Origin of the sequence: Kitasatospora sp. NPDC048722, assembly GCF_040650235.1 — a bacterium.
Taxonomy (GTDB): Bacteria; Actinomycetota; Actinomycetes; order Streptomycetales; family Streptomycetaceae; genus Kitasatospora.
This window is the reverse complement of sequence record NZ_JBEZGX010000065.1, coordinates 1-20,403: the sequence shown is the minus strand read 5'-3', so window position 1 is coordinate 20,403 and position 20,403 is coordinate 1. Positions and strand designations below refer to the sequence as shown.

The 20,403-nt window shown below is 73.6% G+C and carries 17 protein-coding genes; 11 read left to right on the top strand and 6 right to left on the bottom strand.

The genetic code is table 11. The features are described from left to right. Positions 1-61 precede the first annotated feature (61 nt). Positions 62-1,021, bottom strand: a complete 960-nt coding sequence (gene cofD, locus AB0C76_RS34145) for a 2-phospho-L-lactate transferase (protein ID WP_359973123.1) — start codon at positions 1,019-1,021, stop codon at positions 62-64. Positions 1,022-1,062: 41 nt separating this feature from the next. Next, entirely contained in the window at positions 1,063-1,626 is a 564-nt protein-coding gene (locus AB0C76_RS34140) for a cysteine dioxygenase family protein (RefSeq protein ID WP_359973177.1), read from the bottom strand. A 738-nt stretch (positions 1,627-2,364) separates the two neighbouring features. Here AB0C76_RS34140 and AB0C76_RS34135 point away from each other — a divergent pair. The 3 genes from AB0C76_RS34135 to AB0C76_RS34125 all read left to right on the top strand — a co-directional run bounded on the left by AB0C76_RS34135 (position 2,365) and on the right by AB0C76_RS34125 (position 8,478). Beyond that, positions 2,365-2,637, top strand: coding sequence for a WhiB family transcriptional regulator (locus tag AB0C76_RS34135; protein WP_030062195.1), 273 nt, complete (start codon positions 2,365-2,367; stop codon positions 2,635-2,637). Between the two features lie 276 nt (positions 2,638-2,913). After that, a complete protein-coding gene (locus AB0C76_RS34130; RefSeq protein WP_359973121.1) occupies positions 2,914-6,771 on the top strand; it encodes a glycosyltransferase family 2 protein in 3,858 nt (1,285 codons plus the stop codon). A gap of 6 nt (positions 6,772-6,777) precedes the next feature. Further along, positions 6,778-8,478, top strand: coding sequence for a DUF5719 family protein (locus AB0C76_RS34125; RefSeq protein WP_359973120.1), 1,701 nt, complete (start codon positions 6,778-6,780; stop codon positions 8,476-8,478). Between the two features lie 39 nt (positions 8,479-8,517). Here the strand turns inward: AB0C76_RS34125 and AB0C76_RS34120 are convergent, their stop codons facing one another. Then, positions 8,518-8,970, bottom strand: a complete 453-nt coding sequence (locus tag AB0C76_RS34120) for a metallopeptidase family protein (protein ID WP_359973118.1) — start codon at positions 8,968-8,970, stop codon at positions 8,518-8,520. A 241-nt stretch (positions 8,971-9,211) separates the two neighbouring features. Here AB0C76_RS34120 and AB0C76_RS34115 point away from each other — a divergent pair, with 241 nt between their 5' ends. From AB0C76_RS34115 to ahcY, 6 genes are all read left to right on the top strand, one after another. Further along, positions 9,212-9,577, top strand: a complete 366-nt coding sequence (locus AB0C76_RS34115; protein ID WP_280686050.1) for a DUF3499 domain-containing protein — start codon at positions 9,212-9,214, stop codon at positions 9,575-9,577. A 135-nt stretch (positions 9,578-9,712) separates the two neighbouring features. Continuing rightward, a complete protein-coding gene (locus AB0C76_RS34110; protein WP_359973115.1) occupies positions 9,713-11,098 on the top strand; it encodes a phosphomannomutase/phosphoglucomutase in 1,386 nt (461 codons plus the stop codon). A gap of 92 nt (positions 11,099-11,190) precedes the next feature. Then, complete coding sequence (locus AB0C76_RS34105; protein WP_329928842.1) at positions 11,191-11,373, top strand: Trm112 family protein; 183 nt, start codon at positions 11,191-11,193, stop codon at positions 11,371-11,373. A gap of 76 nt (positions 11,374-11,449) precedes the next feature. After that, a complete protein-coding gene (locus AB0C76_RS34100; RefSeq protein WP_359973113.1) occupies positions 11,450-12,700 on the top strand; it encodes an SIS domain-containing protein in 1,251 nt (416 codons plus the stop codon). 24 nt (positions 12,701-12,724) lie between these two features. After that, positions 12,725-13,699, top strand: coding sequence for a cation diffusion facilitator family transporter (locus AB0C76_RS34095; protein WP_359973110.1), 975 nt, complete (start codon positions 12,725-12,727; stop codon positions 13,697-13,699). A gap of 273 nt (positions 13,700-13,972) precedes the next feature. Beyond that, complete coding sequence (gene ahcY, locus AB0C76_RS34090; RefSeq protein ID WP_359973108.1) at positions 13,973-15,421, top strand: adenosylhomocysteinase; 1,449 nt, start codon at positions 13,973-13,975, stop codon at positions 15,419-15,421. 71 nt (positions 15,422-15,492) lie between these two features. Here the strand turns inward: ahcY and AB0C76_RS34085 are convergent, their stop codons facing one another. Both AB0C76_RS34085 and AB0C76_RS34080 read right to left on the bottom strand, forming a co-directional pair. Beyond that, positions 15,493-16,524 (bottom strand): hypothetical protein, encoded by a 1,032-nt coding sequence (locus AB0C76_RS34085; RefSeq protein ID WP_359973105.1) that lies wholly within the window; start codon positions 16,522-16,524, stop codon positions 15,493-15,495. Then, positions 16,521-17,033, bottom strand: coding sequence for a SigE family RNA polymerase sigma factor (locus AB0C76_RS34080; RefSeq protein WP_359973103.1), 513 nt, complete (start codon positions 17,031-17,033; stop codon positions 16,521-16,523). Before AB0C76_RS34080 ends, AB0C76_RS34085 begins: the two co-directional genes overlap by 4 nt. A 121-nt stretch (positions 17,034-17,154) precedes the next feature. Between AB0C76_RS34080 and AB0C76_RS34075 the strand changes: the two genes are divergently transcribed. Next, complete coding sequence (locus AB0C76_RS34075; protein ID WP_359973101.1) at positions 17,155-17,790, top strand: hypothetical protein; 636 nt, start codon at positions 17,155-17,157, stop codon at positions 17,788-17,790. Positions 17,791-17,798: 8 nt separating this feature from the next. Here AB0C76_RS34075 and AB0C76_RS34070 read toward each other — a convergent pair whose 3' ends face one another. Next, positions 17,799-18,698, bottom strand: a complete 900-nt coding sequence (locus tag AB0C76_RS34070) for an RDD family protein (RefSeq protein WP_359973099.1) — start codon at positions 18,696-18,698, stop codon at positions 17,799-17,801. Between the two features lie 295 nt (positions 18,699-18,993). On the opposite strand from AB0C76_RS34070, the gene AB0C76_RS34065 reads away from it, so the two are divergent. Next, the gene (locus AB0C76_RS34065; RefSeq protein ID WP_359973096.1) at positions 18,994-19,998 is read left to right on the top strand and encodes a stage II sporulation protein M; all 1,005 of its coding nucleotides are present in this window, start codon (positions 18,994-18,996) and stop codon (positions 19,996-19,998) included. Positions 19,999-20,403: the final 405 nt, after the last annotated feature.

Below are 20,403 nucleotides of genomic sequence, written 5' to 3'. Positions count from 1 at the left end.
CTGCGCTCGGCAGGCGCTTCGCACGACGCGCACCGCCTCATGGCTCGACCGCTCCGCTCGCTCACGCCCGGACCTGCTCCGCGAGGGCCAGCGCGGCCCGCGCCATCTCGGCGGTGGCGTCGACGTCGGTCATCAGCAGTGGGACGGCCCGGCAGGCGATGCCGGCGGCCTCGACGGTGCTCACGGCGCCCCCGTCCGCGGTGTCGACGAGCCAGCCGTCCAGCAGTTCCGAGCCGTAGTTCAGGGCGACGGCCTCCGCCGTGGCCTCGACGCCGACGGCGGCGAGCACCTTGTCGGCCATGCCCCGCACCGGCGCCCCGCCGATGATGGGCGAGAGCCCGACGACGGGGGCGGGTGCGGCGGCGACGGCCTCGCGGATGCCGGGCACGGCGAGGATGGTGCCGATCGACACCACCGGGTTGGACGGCGGGAAGAGGATGACGTCCGCCGCGGCGATCGCCTCCAGGACGCCGGGTGCGGGCTTGGCGGTGTCGGCGCCGATCGGGATGATCGCCTCGGCGTCGACGGCGGCGTGCAGTTTGACCCAGTACTCCTGGAAGTGGATCGCCCGGGTGCCCTGCTCGTCGGTGATCCGCACGTGGGTCTCGACCCGGTCGTCGCTCATCGGCAGCAGCCGCACACCGGGCTTCCAGCGCACGCACAGCGCCTCGGTGACCTGACTGAGGCTGTACCCGGCGGTGAGCATCTGGCTGCGCACGAGGTGGGTGGCGAAGTCGCGGTCGCCGAGCCCGAACCACTCGGGGCCGACGCCGTACTCCTTCATCTCGGCCTTGATCGACCAGGTCTCGTCGGTCCGGCCCCAGCCCTGTTCCTCGTGGATGCCGCCGCCGAGGGTGTACATCACGGTGTCGAGGTCGGGGCAGACCTTCAGTCCGTAGAGGTGGATGTCGTCACCGGTGTTGCCGATGACGGTGATCTCGTCCTGCGGGCCGACCGCCGCGAGGAGTCCGCGCAGGAAGCGCGCCCCGCCGATTCCGCCTGCCAGTGCCACGATGCGCATGGGCCCATCCTGCCACGGCCCGACTGCCCGTCAGTCCTCGGTCAATGAGTCCCGGCCTGCGCCGGCCGGCCGTGCGCGGAGCCCTGCACGGAACCCTGTGCCGGGCCCCGCTCGGCGTGCTGCTCGTGGTGCTGCTCGGGGACGGCGTTCGCGCTGCCGTACTGGTTCATCTCGGTGAGGCCCGGGCTGTAGAGGTGGATGGACACAGCCGGCTCCAGCGCGCCGTTGACCACCTCGTGCAGGTAGCCGGAGGAGAAGACCCGCTGCCCGCCGGGGCGCAGGGCGCGGGCGCCCTCGCCCGCGTGCGTGAGGGAGCGCTCGACGAGCTCGCCCTGGACGACGGTCATGACGCCGGAGGACGCGCCGTGGTCGTGGAAGCCGCTGCTCTGCCCGGGCAGCCAGCTGAGCAGCCACACCTCGTAGCCGGGGCCGGTCTCCAGCCGGGCGTACCAGCGGGTGAGCGCGTCGTAGCGGACGAGGTGCTCCCAGCGGGTGCGGTCGGCGGCGATCTCGCGGACCAGCCGGGCGTAGCCGGCGACGGTGGTGGGGTGGGCGGGCAGGTCGGTGCGGGCGAGGTGCGGGAAGGCGAGCGGGTCCCCGGCGATGGAGACGTCGGAGAGGCCGTCGTCCCAGCGGGCGGCGGCGGGGCGGGTGGCCTGGAGTCCACGGCGGGCGAGCTTGTTGCGGTCGCGGTTCCGCTTGCGGATGCGGGTCATGCGCACGGGTGTCGTCCTCGGATCTGCGGCTGGTTCGTCAGGGATCAGCCGGATCCGGGATGTCCTGGGGCGGGAATCGCGGGCGGCCTCTGTGCTTCCTGGGGGCGGCGCGCGGTGGGACGCGGGCGCCTAGATACAGCAGGAACAGAGGCGACAACAAGAGTTCACGGCACGGCGGAGCGTGGAACCGCTCCGGGGGCTCGTGGACTCTGACATAGGGGAAAGGAGACCGCATCGGCGGGGGTGGTGTCAAACCGGAAGATGCGGCATTCGAGTGGGTTCGGTCCGGAAGTGCCGGATGGGGTGATTCATCACCCTCTATGTTTCGATGGGAAGATCGCCGGGAAGGCAGGGCGATGACCGGCCTGTGAGGGTGACCGGGCGTCACTCGGCGGATGGTTGCGGATGGTTCGAAGCTGTCCGGGGCATCTGGGCGAAAAGTCCGATGTGTCCAGATATGCACACTATTCGTAACAGCTTGGTGCCGGGGAGTGAATCCTGGCTCCAATACCAGAGCTCGGCTTGACTGAGCCAGAGTGACGCAACTGTAATTTCACTCGTGTCGTCGGCCGCACGAGGCAACGGCAACCACGGGGACGCCAAGTAGGGGCAGAGGAGGCGCGCCACATGAGCGAGCTCTTTGAGCTGTTGATCGGTGACGGCATCGCGGAGGACGAGGAGGAACTCGGCTGGCAGGAGCGCGCGTTGTGCGCCCAGACCGACCCCGAGTCCTTCTTCCCCGAGAAGGGCGGCTCCACTCGCGAGGCGAAGAAGGTCTGCCTCGCCTGCGAGGTCCGTTCCGAGTGCCTGGAGTACGCCCTCGCCAACGACGAGCGCTTCGGGATCTGGGGCGGCCTCTCCGAGCGCGAGCGCCGTCGGCTCAAGAAGAGCGCGGTCTGACGGAGGGCCGGTCCGGCCCGTCGGGGCCGCGTTGCGGGCGGAGCGGCCTCGGGCCCCCGCCGATCCTCCGGCGACGGAGGACAACCACACAGCCGTACGGGCGCCTCACCGCGGTGGTGGGGCGCTTTCGCGTGCCGGGGCACGGTTCCGGGCCGTCCTTCACCGTCCCCGCACGGACACCGTGGACGGAGCCGCAACCCGGAGCCGTTAGTGTGGTGCGCCATCCGGTTGCCGTTCACCGGCTGTGTCCACCGAGAACTGGGGCCCGCGCACTCGATGACCGTCTACAGCCACCAGAGCGGCTTCACCGCTGCCAGGCCGCCCGCCTATCCGCGCCACCTGGTCACTGCGGTGATCGTCTCGCACGACGGCGCCCGCTGGCTGCCGCAGGCCCTGGCCGGCCTGCTCGGCCAGGACCGCCAGGTCCAGCGGGTGCTCGCGGTCGACACCGGATCCACCGACAACTCCCCGCAGCTGCTCGCCGACACCCTCGCCGACTGGCTGCCCGAGAGCGGGCCCCTGATCCTCGGCCGCCGGGCCGGGTTCGGCACCGCCGTCGCCGAGGCCGTCTTCAACAGTCCGCCGCTGCGCCCGGAGGACCTCCCCTACCGGCTCGACCCCTCCGGCTACGACCCGGTCACCGGCGGCTGGGACGACTTCGGCGACCCGCTCGCCCAGGAGGACGACCTCGGCCGCGGCGGCCCGCGCGAGACGCAGCCGGTCGAGTGGCTCTGGCTGCTGCACGACGACTGCGAGCCGCAGACCGACGCGCTGCGCCGCCTGCTCCAGGTCGCCGACTCCACCCCGAGCGCCGCCGTCGTCGGCCCCAAGCTGCGCAGCTGGTACGACCGCCGCCAGCTGCTGGAGGTCGGTGTCACGATCGCGCGCTCCGGCCGCCGCTGGACCGGCCTCGACCGCCGCGAGCAGGACCAGGGCCAGCACGACCAGGTCCGCCCGGTGCTCGCCGTCTCCTCGGCCGGCATGCTGGTGCGCCGGGACGTCTTCGAGGAGCTCGGCGGCTTCGACAAGGCGCTGCCGCTGATGCGCGACGACGCCGACTTCTGCTGGCGGGTCAACGCCGCCGGCCACCGCGTGGTGGTCGCCCCCGACGCCGTGCTGCGGCACGCCGAGGCGGCCAGCCGCGAGCGCCGTGCCATCGACTGCGGCGCCTCCCACCCGCACCGGGTGGACAAGGCCGGCGCCGTGTACACCCTGCTCGCCAACTGCAAGGGCGTGCTCTTCCCGTACGTCCTGCTGCGCCTGGTGCTCGGCACGCTGGTACGGGCCGTCACCAACCTGCTGGGCAAGGACCCGCGCCAGGCCTTCGACGAGCTCGCCGGGCTCGGGCACGAACTCGTCCGGCTGCCGCGGCTGTTGGCCGCGCGCAAGCGCCGGGCCCGGACCAGGGCCGCCGACGCCCTGGACGACCGCACGCTGTTCCCGGCGCCCGGCGCGACCACCCGGCTCGCCGTCGAGGGCGTCATCAGCTCGCTCGGGATAGGGGGCGCGGACGACAACGTCGGCCGACACGGCTCGGTGGAGGCCGGCGGCGACGACGACGCCGAGGACCTCGTCGTCGAGCAGTTCGCGCTGATCAAGAAGCTCGCCCGGCGCCCCGCCCCCGTCCTGTTCGCGGCCCTGCTGGTGTTCGCCCTCGTCGCCTGCCGCGGCCTGTTCGGCAGCGGCGTGCTGTTCGGCGGCGCCCTGCTGCCGGCCGCGGACGGCGCCGGCGGCCTCTGGTCGATGTACGCCGATGCCTGGCACCCGATCGGCACCGGCTCCACGGCCGCCGCACCGCCGTACCTCGGCGTGCTCGCCGTCCTGTCCTGGATCTTCTTCGGCCACGCCGACCTCGCGATCACCCTGCTGCTCTTCCTGACGGTGCCGCTCGCCGCGGTCAGCGCCTACCTGGTCTCGCGTCCGCTGCTGGACTCCAAGCTGGTCCGGGCCTGGGCGAGCGCCGCCTACGCGCTGCTGCCCGCCGCCACCGGCGCGCTCGCGCAGGGCCGCCTCGGCACCGCCGTCCTCGCCGTCCTGCTGCCGCCGCTGGCCCGCGCCGCGGCGATCACCGCCGGCCTCGGCATCCGCGAGGAGAGCGCCGCCAAGGGCGCCCGCCCCGGCTGGCGGCCGGTCTGGATGACCGTCCTGCTGCTCACCCTGGCCACCGCCTTCGTGCCGCTGACCTGGGCGCTCGCGGTTCCGCTCTGCCTGGCCACGCTGGGTGTCGCGGTCGTCCGCGGCGGTGCCTTCGGCTCCGGCGGCGCCGCGCTGCGGCTGCTCGGGCTGCGCGTCCTCGTGGTGCTCGCGCTGCCGGTGGCGGTGCTCGCGCCGTGGTCGCTCAAGGTGCTGTCGCACCCGCAGTCGCTGCTGATGGAGGCGGGCCTGCCGGGCCTGCACGGCAGCGGCGCCGGCGCCCTCGGCCTGGTGCTCGTCAACCCGGGCGGCGCCGGGGTGCCCCCGGTGTGGCTGTCGGCCGGTGTCGTGCTCGCCGCGCTCGCGGCGCTGCTGCGCGCCGACCGCCGCCGCGCCGTGCTCGCCGCGTGGGGCGCGGCCGGTGCGGGCATGGTCTTCGCCGTCGTCGTGGCCGGCACCTCCGTGACCCCCGCCTCGGGCGGTGCGGCCGTGCCCGCCTGGGCCGGCCCGGCGACCCTGATCGCCGGGATCGCCCTGCTGGCCGCCGCCGCGATCGGCGCCGACGGCGCCAACGCCCGCGTGGCCGGCATCGCCTTCGGCTGGCGCCAGCCGGTCGCCGCCCTCGTGGTGGCCGCCGCCGCGCTGGCCCCGCTGGGCACCGGCCTCTGGTGGGCCGTGACCGGTGCGGACGGTCCGCTGCACCGCGCCGATGCCAGCCAGGTGCCCGCGTTCATCGCGGAGGAGGCCGGTACCACCGACCGCGCCCGCACCCTCGTCGTGACGGGGGAGAAGAGCGGCGGAGCCGTCCGCTACACCCTGGTCCGGGGCGCCGGCCTGACGCTCGGCCAGTCCGAGTCCACCGTCGACCCGGCGACCGGCACCCAGGACGGCCTGAACAAGGTGGTCGGCAGCCTGCTGGCCGGCTCCGGCGCGGACCAGGCCGGCGCCCTGTCGGGCTACGGCATCGCGTACGTGGTGGTCGAGCGGCCGGTGATCGACGCGTTCAAGGACGTCCTGGACGCCACCCCCGGCCTGGTCAAGGCCAACCAGGACGGCGACGCCGCGCTCTGGCAGGTCAACGGCGCCGCTGCGGTCCGCGCGGTGATCACCGCTCCCGGTGCGGCCCCCGTGGTCGTCCCGTCCGGCGTCCGCGACATCGCCACGACCGTCGCGGCCGGCCCGGACGGCCGGGTGCTGCGGCTCGCCGAGAGCGCGTCCCCCGAGTGGAAGGCCACCCTGGACGGCACCGCACTGGAGCCGACCACGGTCGACGGCTGGGCGCAGGGCTTCAAGCTCCCGGCGGGCGGCGGCAAGCTGTCCGTCACCCGCGAGGGCAGCCTGCTGCACACCGGCTGGATCTGGGCGCAGGTGCTGATCGGGCTGACCATCCTGGTGCTCGCCCTGCCCGGCCGGCGCAGCCACAAGGACGACGACCTGCCCGAGGACGTGCTGGCCGCCGCCGCGCTGGCCGCCGCCGCCCAGGCGCAGGCCCCGGCCCCGGGCAGCCGCCGGGCCCGCCGGATGGCCGAGCGCGGCGAGGGCGCCGAGCCGGGCACCGAGGAGACCGGGGTGTACGAGGGCGCCGTCCCGCCGCAGCCCGTCGCCGATCCGATGACGGAGGCCGTCCAGGCGGCCGCGGCCGCCCAGGACACCGAGCCGTACACGGACCCGTACCAGACGTACCAACAGGCGGACCCGTACAGCTACGACCCGTACGCCGCGCAACAGCCGGCGGCCGCGCCGTACGGCGGGCAGGCCCACTCCCAGCAGGGCTACGAGCAGCAGCAGGGCTACCAGCAGGCCTACCCCCAGCAGGGGTACGAGCAGCAGCAGGGCTACGAGCAGCCGTACCAGGACCAGCAGTACGGCTACGACCCCTACCAGCAGGCGGAGCACCAGCAGCCCTGGGTGCCGGGGCAGCCGCAGGCCGAGCCCTACTACGACCCGAACGACCCCAACGGGACTGGCCGGTACCCGCACCACCACGGATCGGGGAGCTGACCCGCGATGAAGAAGCCCTCCTTCGGGAAGAAGTCCGCGCCCGCCGAGGCCGAGGAGAGCGGTTACCCGCCGCCGGAGCCGGCCGCCGCCCCCGACGCGGACGGCGCCCCGGCCCGCCCCGCCGGACGCTCGGGCGGCAGCCGCACGACGCAGTCGCTGCTGGCGGCCGCGGCCGTGCTCGCCGTGGTGTTCGGCATCTCCGAGGTCCGTCCGCCGGCCGCCCCCGCGACCGGCGACACCGGCGCCTCGGCGACCACCGCGCAGGTCGAACGGACGGCGGCGGTCTGCCCGCAGCCGCTCCAGGGCCTGACCGGCTCGACCACGCTCACCGCCTACACCCCGCCCGGCGCCGGCGCCGGCACCGGCGGGGCGGGCTGGCTCTCCGACGCCGCCGCGCCCGCGACGCCGCCGACCGCGGCCCCGTCGGCCCCGGCCACGCCGTCCGCCCCCGCGACCCCGGCGCCGACCGGCTCGGCCGCCCCCGACAAGGGCGGTGCGCCCGCCGACGCCCGGCTGACGCTGGCCAAGCCCGGCACCCCGGTCTCGGCCCCCGCGGCCAACGCCGACACCGCGCCCGGCACCGGGGCCGTCGCCACCGGGGCCCTCGCCCCCGGCTTCACCGTCTCGCAGACCACCACGGTCACCGAGCAGCGCGGCCTCGGCCTGTCCGGTGTCACCTGCACCCCGGCCGGCACCAGCTTCTGGTTCGCCGGGGCCAGCACCGCGGGCGACCGGGCGGACTACGTCAGCCTGGTGAACACCGAGTCCTCCGCCGCCGTCGTCGACATCAAGCTCTACGGCGACAAGGGCCCGATCGACAACGACGCCGCCAACGGCATCACCGTCGCCCCCGGCAGCTCCCAGTCGATCCTGCTGCCGACCCTGACCAAGGGTCCGGTCACCGACCTCGCCGTGCACGTGGTGGCCCGCAGCGGCCGGCTCGGCGCGTTCCTGCACGCGGCCGACGGCAGCAAGGGCGCCGACTGGATCCCGTCCTCCGTCGAGCCCGCCCCGACCCTGGTGCTGCCCGGCCTGCCCGCCGACACCTCGGCCGCCCGTCTGGTCGTCTGGGCGCCGCCGGAGGACGACGCCGACCTGAAGATCCAGCTCTCCGGCAAGAACGGCTGGTTCACCCCGGCCGGCAACGAGTCCATCCACGTCAAGGCGGGCATGGTCGCCGCCGTCGACCTCGGGAAGGTCACCCGCGACGAGGTGGCCGGGCTGCGGCTGTCGCCCAGTGACGACAAGCACCCCACCCCGGTCGTCGCCGGGGTCCGGATCGACCGGGCCGGCTCGAACGGCAAGTCCGACGCGGCCTGGCTCACCGGCAGCGCCCCGGTCGGCGCCCGCGCCACGGTGGCCGACAACCGGGCCGGCGCGTCCACCCTGTTCCTGACGTCCACCGGCGACGCCGCCACGGTCCACGTCACCGCCTCGGCGGGCACCAACGGCGGCACCCCGGTGACCAAGGACGTCCAGGTGCCGGCCGGTGCCACCGTCGCCGTCCCGGCCCCCGAGCCCGGCGGGCTGAACGGCTCCTTCGCGCTCACGGTGGAGACCGCCTCCGGCGGCCCGGTGGTGGCCGCCCGGATGCTCGCGATCCCCGCCAAGGACGTGCCGATGTTCACCGTCCAGGCGCTGCGCGACGACCGCAGCACCGTCAAGGTCCCGCAGGCCTCCCAGGACCCGGGTGTCGTCCTGCGCTGACCGCGTGCTCCGGGGGCCCGGCGGCGGGCCCCCGGAGCGTCACTCCTCGTCGTAGCGCGGGTCGATGGCGTCCGGCGACAGGCCGAGCAGCTCGGCGACCTGCTCGATCAGGATCTCGTGCACCAGCGCCGCCCGGTCCTCCCGGGTCTTCGCCCGGATCTCCACCGGCCGCCGGTACACCACGATCTGGCTCTTGCGCCCCTGCTTGCCGGGCGACACCCGCCCCAGCGGCACGCCGTCCTCGGAGTCCGTGCCGTCCGCCTCGTGCAGCGGCACCTCCTGGACGGCGAACTCCACCTCGATCAGCTGCGGCCAGCGCCGCTCCAGACGCTCCACCGACTCGCGCACGTAGTCGTCGAACAGTTCGGAGCGGGTGAGCGAGATCGGCACCTGGGGCGGTGCCAGCGGGCCGCGCAGCCCCCTGCCGTGCCGGTCGCGGTGCCGGGGGCGGCGCGAGGGTCCCGTCGATGACTGCGGTGCAGAGCTGTCCATATCACTGCCGAGGGTAGTCCTTGGGCGGTCGGAAGTGGACCACTCCGGCAGGGAAACGCCCGGGGCGGGGGCGTACGCCGCAGCGGGCGGAGCGAGCGGAGCAGTCGAAGGAGCGGCTCCGCGCCGAAGCGCCCCCGGGCGCGGCGGAGGGGGAGTCCGAGGGGCACGCGGCGCGACACGTCGCACCACGGGGGCAGGCGGTCTTCGCTCCCCGGCGAGGAGTGCTGTACCGTCCACCCTCGTGAGCTCTGTACGTCGTTGTTCGCGAACCGCGTGCGGCCGGCCGGCCGTCGCGACGCTGACGTACGTCTACGCGGATTCAACCGCCGTCCTGGGCCCGCTCGCCACCTACGCCGAACCGCACTGCTACGACCTGTGCGCCGAGCACGCCGAGCGCCTCACCGCCCCGCGCGGCTGGGAGGTCGTCCGGCTCGCCGCCGAGGCCGGGCCGCTGCGCCGCAGCAGCGACGACCTGGAGGCCCTCGCCAACGCCGTCCGCGAGGCCGCCCGCCCGCAGACCCCCCGTCAGGGCCGCGCCCCCGAGGGCGAGTCCACCGAGGGCGGCCGCCGCGGCCACCTCCGGGTCCTCCGTTCGCCCGACAACTGACGGCTCGCCCCGCACGGGGGCGTTCCCCCGTCCCGGGTACGCTGCCCGTCTACCGTCACCGCGCCCCGTCGACCGAACGGGCGGTGACCCCGACGTATCGTGAACGATCAGCACAGAGACCAGGGTGGAGCCGCAGTGCGCGACCTCAAGCAGCTCGTGAAGGCGTACGACGTCCGAGGCGTCGTCCCGGACCAGTGGGACGAGAGCCTGTCCCGGGCCTTCGGTGCGGCCTTCGTCCAGGTCACCGGCGCGACGGCGATCGTGGTCGGCCACGACATGCGGCCCTCGTCCCCGTCGCTCAGCCGGGCCTTCGCCGAGGGCGCCGCGGCCTACGGCGCCGACGTCGTGCAGATCGGCCTCTGCTCGACCGACCAGCTCTACTACGCCAGCGGCAAGCTCGACCTGCCCGGGGCGATGTTCACCGCGAGCCACAACCCGGCCCAGTACAACGGCATCAAGCTGTGCCGGGCCGGCGCCGCCCCGGTCGGCCAGGACACCGGCCTCGCCGAGATCCGCGAGCTGGTCGAGTCCTGGACCGGCGAGGACGACGCCGTCACCGTCCCGGCCAAGGACGTCAAGCCCGGCGCGCTCTCCGAGCAGGAGACCCTGCGCGGCTACGCCGACCACCTGCTCGGCCTGGTCGACCTCACCGCGATCCGCCCGCTGAAGGTCGTCGTCGACGCGGGCAACGGCATGGGCGGCCACACCGTGCCGACCGTCTTCGACGGCCTGCCGATCGAGCTCGTCCCGATGTACTTCGAGCTGGACGGCACCTTCCCCAACCACGAGGCCAACCCGCTCGACCCCAAGAACCTGGTCGACCTGCAGGCGAAGGTCCGTGAGGTCGGCGCCGACCTCGGCCTCGCTTTCGACGGCGATGCCGACCGCTGCTTCGTCGTCGACGAGCGCGGCGAGCCGGTCTCCCCGTCCGCGATCACCGCCCTGGTCGCCGCCCGCGAGATCGCCCGCGCCAAGGCCGCCGGTGAGGCCGAGCCGACCATCATCCACAACCTGATCACCTCCTGGACCGTCCCCGAGGTGGTCCGCGAGCTCGGCGGCACCCCGGTGCGCACCCGCGTCGGCCACTCCTTCATCAAGCAGGAGATGGCCGTCACCGACGCCGTCTTCGGCGGCGAGCACTCCGCCCACTACTACTTCCGCGACTTCTGGCGCGCCGACACCGGCATGCTCGCCGCCCTGCACGTGCTCGCCGCCCTCGGCGGGCAGCCGGGCACGCTCTCCGCGCTCACCGCCGAGTACGACCGCTACGCCGCCTCCGGCGAGATCAACAGCACCGTCGCCGACCAGGCCGACCGCTCGGCCGCCGTCCGCGCCGCCTACGCCGGCCTGGAGGGCACCACCGTCGACGAGCTGGACGGACTCACCGTGGCCGGCCCGGACTGGTGGTTCAACCTGCGCGCGTCCAACACCGAGCCGCTGCTGCGCCTGAACGTCGAGGCCAAGGACCCGGCGAAGATGGCCGAGCTGCGCGACGGCGTCCTCGCGATCGTCCGCGCCTGACGCGCCCGAGCCGGAACGGCGGTGCCCCGGCCGGTAGGGTTGCCTATCGGCCGGGGCACCGCCGCGCCACCTCCCGACTCTTGGAGAGCCCCTTGAAGCTCGAATCCTTCCTGCTGGAGATCCTGGTCTGCCCGCAGTGCCGGGCCGCGCTCGCCGAGGCCGGCACCGAGGAGCAGCCCGAGCTGGTCTGCACCGGCACGGACTGCGGCCTCGCGTACCCGGTCCGCGACGGCATTCCGGTCCTCCTGGTGGACGAGGCCCGCCGCCCGGCCTGATCCTTAGGGCGAAGCCCCGCCCCGCCAGCCCAGCGCCCCCAAGGACCGCAGCCGACAGCAGCCGGAGGACCGCCGCATGCTCGACGACACCCTGCTCGACGACCCGGCCGCCCTCCAGCGCGCCGACCGCGACCACGCCCTGCTCGCCCTGGCCGGCGCGGGCGCGCGGGTGCGCACCGCGCTGCGGCTCGCCGACGCGGCCGGCCTCGACCGGCTGCGGCCCGACGGCCGCCCGCGCGCCGTCCTCGTCGCCGGGCACGGCAGCGCCCTGACCGCGGGCGAGATCCTCGCGTCGCTGGCCGGCACCGGCAGCCTCGTCACCACGCTGCCGCCCGCCGACGCCACCGCCCCGCGCGCCGACCGGGCCGGTGCCCCGCCCGCCTTCACCGCCGGGCTCGGCTGGCAGCTGCCCGGCTGGACGGGACCGCTCGACCTGCTGGTGATCAGCTCCGCCGACGGCGACGAGCAGGGCCTGATCGGCCTCGCCGAGCAGGCCTACGCGCGCGGCTGCGCGATCGTCGTCACCGCGCCCGAGGGCAGCCCGCTCGCCGCGGCGGCGCTCCAGGTGCGGGCCCTGCCGCTCCCGTACGTGCCGTCCGCGCGGCCCGAGGACGCGCCGCCGGCCGAGCGCGCCGCAGAGCCGGACCTGCCCGCCGAGGACCCGGGTGCGCTGTGGGCCCACCTGACCCCGCTGCTCGCGCTCGCCCAGAAGGTCGGCGTCACCCAGCTGCCGTACGACGCGCTCCCGGCCACCGCAGACCTCCTCGACGCGACGGCCGTCCGCTGCCGCCCCGACGCCGCCGCCTACACCAACCCGGCCAAGGGCCTGGCCGCCCGGCTCGCCGGGACCGTTCCGCTGCTGTGGGCCGAGGGCCCCGTCGCCGGGGCCGTCGTCACCCGCTTCGCCGCGCAGCTGGCCGACCGGGCCGGCCGCCCGGCGCTGCCCGGACTGCTGCCGCAGGTGCTCACCGCGCACCGGGGCATGTTCACCGGCCAGCTGGGCGCGGGCGCCGACCCGGACGACTTCTTCCGCGACCGCGTCGACGAGCCGGACCCGCTGCACCTCCAGGTCCTGCTGCTGCGGCACGTCCCGGGCACGCCCGGTGGCCCGCTCGACGAGGACGAGGGCCCGGCCGAGGTGCCGGAGGACGACGCGAGCCCGCGTGCCTTCGGTGTCTCCCGGGCGCACCGCCTCGCCGCCGCCCACGACGTCCGGCTCACCGAGTACGCCAGCGCCCGGCCCGAGCCGCTGCACGCGCTCGCCGACCTCGTCGCGCTGACCGACTTCGCGGCCGTCTACCTGGGACTTGCCGCTGCGCAGTCGTAGGACGCCGCACGCTACGGTGATGCCATGAGTACAGAGGGTGGGACAAAAGCGCTGATCGCGGCGCTGTCGGCGAACCTGGCGATCGCGGCGGCCAAGTTCACCGCCTTCGGCTTCACCGGGTCGTCGTCGATGCTGGCCGAGGGCGTCCACTCGGTGGCCGACTCCGGCAACCAGGTGCTGCTGCTGATCGGCGGCAAGCGGGCGCGCCGGGACGCCGACGAGGAGCATCCGTTCGGGTACGGCCGCGAGCGCTACATCTACGGCTTCCTGGTGGCCATCGTGCTGTTCAGCGTCGGTGGCCTCTTCGCGATCTACGAGGGCTGGCACAAGGTGCGCCACCCGGAGGCACTGGACTCCTGGGGCTGGGCCGTCGGCGTGCTGGTGTTCGCGATCGCGATGGAGGGCTGGTCCTTCCTCACCGCGATGCGCGAGTCGGCGAAGGCCAAGGGCGACCAGGGCTGGGTGCAGTTCATCCGCACCGCGAAGGCGCCGGAACTGCCCGTGGTGCTGCTGGAGGACACCGGCGCGCTGATCGGCCTGGTGCTCGCGATGCTCGGCGTGTCGCTCACCGTGGTCACCGGCGACGGCGTCTGGGACGGCGTCGGCACCCTGTGCATCGGCGTCCTCCTGGTACTGATCGCCGTGGTGCTCGCCCTGGAGACCAAGTCGCTGCTGCTCGGCGAGTCCGCCGACCCGGGGTCGGCGGCCCGCATCCGCGCGGCCCTGGTCGACGGGGACGCGGTCACCGGCGTGATCCACATGCGCACGCTCCACCTCGGTCCCGAGGAACTGCTGGTCGCCGCCAAGATCGCGGTCAACGCGGAGGACAGCGCCGCCCGGGTCGCGGCCGCCATCGACGCCGCCGAGGAGCGGGTGCGCGCGGCCGTCCCGATCGCCCGCGCGATCTACCTGGAGCCGGACGTGTACAGCGCGGCCAAGGCCGCGGCCGGCGCCGACCCGGCGGCCACGCCGGGCGGGCCGGGCCCCGAAAATCCGTAACCGGGAACGGTCGGTGGGGCCACCGGTGTAGATTCGTCACCAGAGCCAGAACGTCGCTGCTGATGGCGGTCGATCGGCGGTCCGCGCCCGTAGGGTGTGCCCCGGTCGAGGGAGAGAGGTCCTCCGACGGTTTGTGCTGCGCACAGGGAGCCGGTCCGGTACAGCGGGCCCGGCGGCCCCGGCGTGGCCGTGCACCCCCGTACGGCACCGCCGCATTGCGACGCACACCCAGGACCTTGGCCTTGCCCCACCCCATCAGCGAGGAGCAGACGCATGTCGACCGACATCACCGGTGACTTCAAGGTCGCCGACCTTTCCCTGGCGCCGTTCGGCCGCAAGGAGATCCAGCTCGCCGAGCACGAGATGCCCGGCCTCATGTCGATCCGCGCCGAGTACGCGGCGTCGCAGCCGCTGGCCGGTGCCCGCATCACCGGCTCGCTGCACATGACCGTGCAGACCGCCGTCCTGATCGAGACCCTGACCGCGCTGGGCGCCGAGGTCCGCTGGTGCTCGTGCAACATCTTCTCCACCCAGGACCACGCGGCCGCGGCCATCGCGGTCGGCCCGGAGGGCACCCCGGAGAACCCGCAGGGCATCCCGGTCTTCGCCTGGAAGGGCGAGACGCTGGAGGAGTACTGGTGGTGCACCGAGCAGGCGCTGACCTGGCCGGACGGCAAGACCCCGAACATGATCCTGGACGACGGCGGTGACGCCACCCTCCTGATCCACAAGGGCGTCGAGTTCGAGAAGGCCGGTGCCGCTCCGGACCCGTCCACCGCGGACAACGACGAGTTCCGGATCATCCTGGAGCTGCTGAACCGCACCCTGAAGGACACCCCGAACAAGTGGACCGAGGTCGCCGCCACGATCAAGGGCGTGACGGAGGAGACCACGACGGGTGTGCACCGTCTGTACGAGATGCACCGTGACGGCAAGCTGCTGTTCCCGGCGATCAACGTGAACGACTCGGTGACGAAGTCGAAGTTCGACAACAAGTACGGCTGCCGGCACTCGCTGATCGACGGCATCAACCGGGCGACGGACGTGCTGATCGGCGGCAAGGTCGCGGTCGTGTGCGGTTACGGCGACGTGGGCAAGGGCTGCGCGGAGTCCCTGCGCGGCCAGGGCGCGCGCGTCATCGTCACGGAGATCGACCCGATCTGCGCGCTGCAGGCGGCGATGGACGGCTACCAGGTCGCCACGCTGGAGGACGTCGTCGAGACGGCCGACATCTTCATCACCACCACGGGCAACAAGGACATCATCCTGGCGTCGCACATGGCGCGGATGAAGCACCAGGCGATCGTGGGCAACATCGGCCACTTCGACAACGAGATCGACATGGCCGGTCTGGCCCAGCTGCCGGGCGTGGTGAAGACCGAGGTCAAGCCGCAGGTCCACGAGTGGCGCAAGGAGGACGGCCGGACGATCATCGTGCTGTCCGAGGGGCGTCTGCTGAACCTGGGCAACGCGACCGGTCACCCGTCGTTCGTGATGTCCAACTCCTTCGCGAACCAGACGATCGCGCAGATCGAGCTGTTCACGAAGACCGAGCAGTACCCGATCGGCGTGTACGTGCTGCCGAAGCACCTGGACGAGAAGGTCGCGCGGCTGCACCTGGACGCGCTGGGCGTGAAGCTGACGACCCTGACCCAGGAGCAGGCCGACTACATCGGCGTCCCGGTCGAGGGCCCGTACAAGGCGGAGCAGTACCGCTACTGATGCGGTGACAGCCGTACGCCGGTGGCCGGCACCCCCCGTGGGTGCCGGCCACCGGCGCGTTCGGACACCTGTCAGCGGATGACGTCGGTCGTCCAGGTCGACGGGTCGGCCCCCGTGGGGTGAACCAGCCTGGTCAGGCCCTCCAGGCCCCCGAACCTGTCCAGCGCCGGCACGCCGTCGACGTAGGTCGAGGCGCAGATCTGGAGGCCCTGCTCGGTCCGGCACTTCGACACGGGTTTGCCATACCGCAGTTCGCCCACGGGAGCCACCGTGACATCGACGCTCTTGCCCTCCAGGGTGAAGCCGACACCGGCGGCCCAGGGCAGCGGGTCCGCGGGGCGGACCAGGCTGGCGCCGTCCGGGCGGAGCCCGGACGGCAGCCCGGACAGCCAGAACGGCAGAGGGACCTCCCATCGGCCGATCTCGACCCCGGCCGCGACCCGCAGGAGCACGTCGTCGGGGATCGCGTTGCCGCGCGGACGATTCGACACCAGCGTCGCCCACCGGCCGGAGGGTGTCTGCCAGCGGAGGACCCGCTGGGCGTTGTCGAAGGTCGGGTGCGTCGGGTTGACCACCCAGTAGGCCGTCCCGCCGTTGACCGCAGGAGCGGGGTCCTTCTCCTGCTTCTGCTGCGATGAGTCGACGAGCGCCGGTTCGGGCCCGGCGGGGAGAAGGGTGAGGTCGAGGCGTCGCCCCGACACGCCCGGTTCACTGGCGCTGGCGCCGGTGCGGTACTCGTTCCGCACGTAACCGACGCTGCGTTCGCCGTCCAGCCAGTCGGGGAGCCAGCCGAACCGCGCCTCGGCGGTCAGGACGGCGGTGGCGGAGCCCGCCGGTGCCGCGGTGGCCGACGGGGACGTCGCGACGACCGGGGGCGTGACGGAGGCGGGCGCTGCGCTGCCGCTCGGCTCCAGCAGCAGGGTGGCGCCGATCGTGAGCGCCGTCACGGTGGCGACCGTGCCGACCGTGAACCGCTGTCGACGGCGCAAGCGCGCCCGCCCTTGGGAGATGGACGTCGCGACGTCGAACGCGACGGGCGGAGCCGGACCGTCGGCGAGGGCCGTCAGCCGGTCGGTCAGGTCGTCGTGATCGTTGATGGTCATGGCGTCCTCTCTGCGACGGCGGGGCGGGCGACGAGCCTGGTCCTGAGGGCCTCCAACCCGCGTGAGCTCTGGCTCTTCACGTTGCCGGGGGAGCAGCGCAGGGCCTCTGCGGCCTGTTCGACGGTCAGGTCGCAGTAGTAGCGCAGGACGACCGTGGCGCGCTGGCGCGGCGGCAGTGCCGCCAGGGCCTGGCGGAGGTCCAGCGAGGCGTCCAGGTCGATGCTGTCGGCGACGGTCTCGGGCGCGGTCTCCCGACGGACCGTGCGGCGCCACCAGGAGGTGCGCTGCTCGCCCAGGAAGACGTTGACGAGCACCCGCCGGGCGTAGCCGTCGAGGTTCTCCACCCGCCCGGCCCGCGACCAGTTCACGTACAGCTTCGTGATGGTCTCCTGCACCAGGTCGTCGGCCCGGTGCCAGTCCCCGCACAGCAGATAGGCGACCTTCCGCAGCCAGCCACTCCTGGAGGCCACGTACTCCGTGAACTCCGCGTCGTGTGTCTGCTTCGCCATCTGCACCCCCCTTCGCGTCGTGTCGGCGGCGTCTCTCCCGCGCCGTCCGCCTCCCTGATGCGGGCACTGCTCCGGAAGGTTGCATGCCGATCGGTCACCGGCGTCCACGTAGGCTTCGGCCATGCCCAACGGCCGGTACTCGCTCCATGACACTCATGACCACGTGCTGCTCGGCGAGGAGCGGTTCAGTTGCGCTCCGGGGCCGGCCGGCTGGCGGTACGTCTCCAAGACCTACGCCCCGGACGGCCGGGTGACCGGCACCGTCGACCTCACGCTGGACTCGCGTGCCCGGCCGCTGCGGATGGAGCTGCGGGCGGGCGGGTGGCAGGTCCGCGGCGGGGCCGTGGACGGGGTGGCGTGGGTGCGTACGGACGCTGCCGACCCGGGCGGCGAGCACGCGGTGGAGGGACACGACCGCGCCCACGGGTTCACCGGGCGCTCGCCGGCCTTCCTGGTCGCGACCGCCCGCCTGCTGCGGCTCCGGGAGGGGGCGAGCGCCCGGGTGCGGCTGGTGGCGTTCACCGAGCCGGTGCTGGCGCCGCGGACCTTCGACCAGGGCTGGCTGCTGGAGGGGACCGACACGCACGACACGGACTCCGGTCCGCTGCTCGTGGAGCGGTACCAGGTGGCGGACCTGGAGACGGGGGAGCAGCAGGTCGTGCACCTCGCCGGGGACGTGGTGCTGGCGGCGGACGGTATCGAGCTGGAGGAGCTGGAGTCGCCGCCGAACGCCTGGCCGGTGGAGTTCGGGGGGTAGGCCGCGGGTCAGGCGGGCGGGGCGAAGCCCATGTCGTCGGGCTGGGGAGCGGCGGCCGGTACCGGCGGTGCCGCCGGCGCGGCGGGGGCCGCGGGGGCCGCGGGGGGCATCGGCGGCTGCGGGGCCTGCGGGGCTGCCGTCGGCCGGTAGCCCTGGGCGCGCATCCACTCCCGACGCTGGCGCTCGGTGAGCACGGCGCCGAGGTAGGCGGCCGGGTGTACTCCTGGTGGCACCTCGTGAGCCGTCCTGGCGGCGAGGTCGGCGGCCAGCCCGGCGGACATCCGGTGCGCCACGGCCGGGTCCAACTGGCCTATCCGTCCAAGCAGTTGGCGGATCGCGAGCCACAGCGGCTCGGGGACGGCCGACAGCTCCATCGCGAGGAGCTCGTGCCCCATCGACTGCAGCAGTCGCGGGTGCACCGGAGGCAGGGCGACCGCCGTCCCCCCGCCCGGGGCGCGCTCGCGGACGACCAGCGTCCCGGCGAAGACGTCGCCCAGCCGCTTGCCCTCGGAGTTCACCACCGAGCAGATCACGGCGGGCGCGCCGGTCAGCGTGATCAGCTCGAAGAAGCCGGTCAGGCCGCGCACCAGCGCGTGCCGGAACCGCACCGGACCGCCGTCGCCGCGGACCACCCGCAGACCGAGCGCGGCCTTGCCGAGCGACCGGCCGTGGCTGAACGTCTCGACCATCACCGGTACGCCGACCAGGAAGAACACCATCAGCCCGAGCATGATGGCGGTCAGTGCGGCGCCGTCCAGGCCCGAGAGGGCGACGCTGAGGACCAGCGAGGTGATCAGCAGGGCGGCGAACTCCACGGCCAGGTCGAGCGCGACGGCCAGCGCCCGGCTCGGAAGCTTCGCCGCACGCAGGTCGAGGACGACCGCCTCACCGGTCACCAGGTCGCTCAAGACACCCGTCCGTTCACGCTCGTTGAGGTCGCCGAGGCGGATGGACGCCGTGGTGCGGGACGTCCCGGACCGGCCCCCGCGACCCACCCACTGCCGTCCGATCCGCAGTCGCCAACATACGGCGCCCGTCGCTCGGACGGGAAGTGAGATCCCGGAGGCCACCGCGTCGGTCCGTCCTGGCATGCTGGGCCCGCACGTGTCCGTACGTCTTCGCCCGCCCGACCTGCCCGACCGCCCCGCGTGTGTGCGGCCGCCCCGTGCGCCCCGCGCCCCGCGCCGACCATGGAGCCGCCGCATGGACCTGGACGTCTTCGTCGCCACCCACCAGGGGGAGTGGAACCGGCTGGACGCCCTCGCCCGCAAGCGTCGGCTCAGCGGGGAAGAGGCGGACGAACTGGTCACCCTGTACCAGCGGACCACCGGCCACCTGGCCAAGGTCCAGGCCGCCGCGCCCGATCCGACGCTGGTGAGCCGGCTGACCGCGCTGGTCTCCCGCGGGCGGGCCGCCGTCACCGGCACCCGCAGCAGCGGCTGGCGGGACGTGGTGCGGTACTACACGGTGAGCTTCCCGGCGGCCCTGTACCGGTCGCGCCGGTGGTGGCTAACGGTCGCGGTCGTCTCACTGGTCGCCACCACGGTGATCGCCTGGTGGGTCGCCGATCACCCCGAGGTCCGCAACAGCCTCGCCTCGCCCGAGATGCTGCGCCAGATGACCCGCCCCGGTGGCGAGTACGAGGCGTACTACTCGGACCGCCCTGCGAGCTCGTTCGCGGCCCAGGTCTGGACGAACAACGCCTGGATCGCCATCAAGTGCCTGCTGTTCGGGATCGCGCTGGGCATCCCCGTGATCTTCGTGATGTGGTCGAACGTCCTCAACCTCGGCGCGGGCATCGGCCTGATGGCCTCGGCGGGTCGGCTCGACGTGTTCCTCGGGCTGCTCATCCCGCACGGCCTGCTGGAGCTGACCGCCGTCTTCGTCGCCGGCGGGCTCGGACTGCGCCTCGGCTGGACGGTGATCGACCCGGGCGCGCGCACCCGGACGACGGCGCTCGCGGAACAGGGCCGTTCCATCATCGGCATGGCCATCGGCATGGCAACGGTGCTCGCGGTCTCCGGCATCCTCGAAGCCTTCGTGACCCCGTCGGGCCTGCCCACCTGGGCGCGCATTTCGATCGGCGTCGTGGCGGAGACCGCCTTCCTGCTCTACGCCCTGGTGCTGGGGAGGAAGGCCGCGGCGGACGGCGAGACCGGAGACCTGGACGCGGCCGACCGGGCGGACCTGCAGCCGGTCGCCGCCTGAGGCGGATGTGATCACCAGCCCTCTGACCTGCTACTCTTCTCGCATCCCGACCGGGCCATTGACGTGGTGCCGGAGGGCTAGTAGGTTTGAACGGTTGGGACTGACTGGACAACGGTCGGGCCCGGGCGTTAGTGTCTACGACACCGCCGAATCGAGGCGAGCGCGTTTCACGAAATGCGCGCCCTCCGACGAAGCAAAATCCCGCGAACTGAGCAGTACGAAGGCTTTGATAGGCTTCGGGGCGAAGTTGCAGGAAATCCCCCCAGCGGGAATCGGATGAATGAAACTCCGGAAAACGGAGCGGAAAACGTCTGGTAAGCTGGAAACACGAAAGAACGAAGCGCCCGGAGGGCCCGCTGGAAGGCGGCTCGAAGGAAGTGTCCGTTCCTTGAGAACTCAACAGCG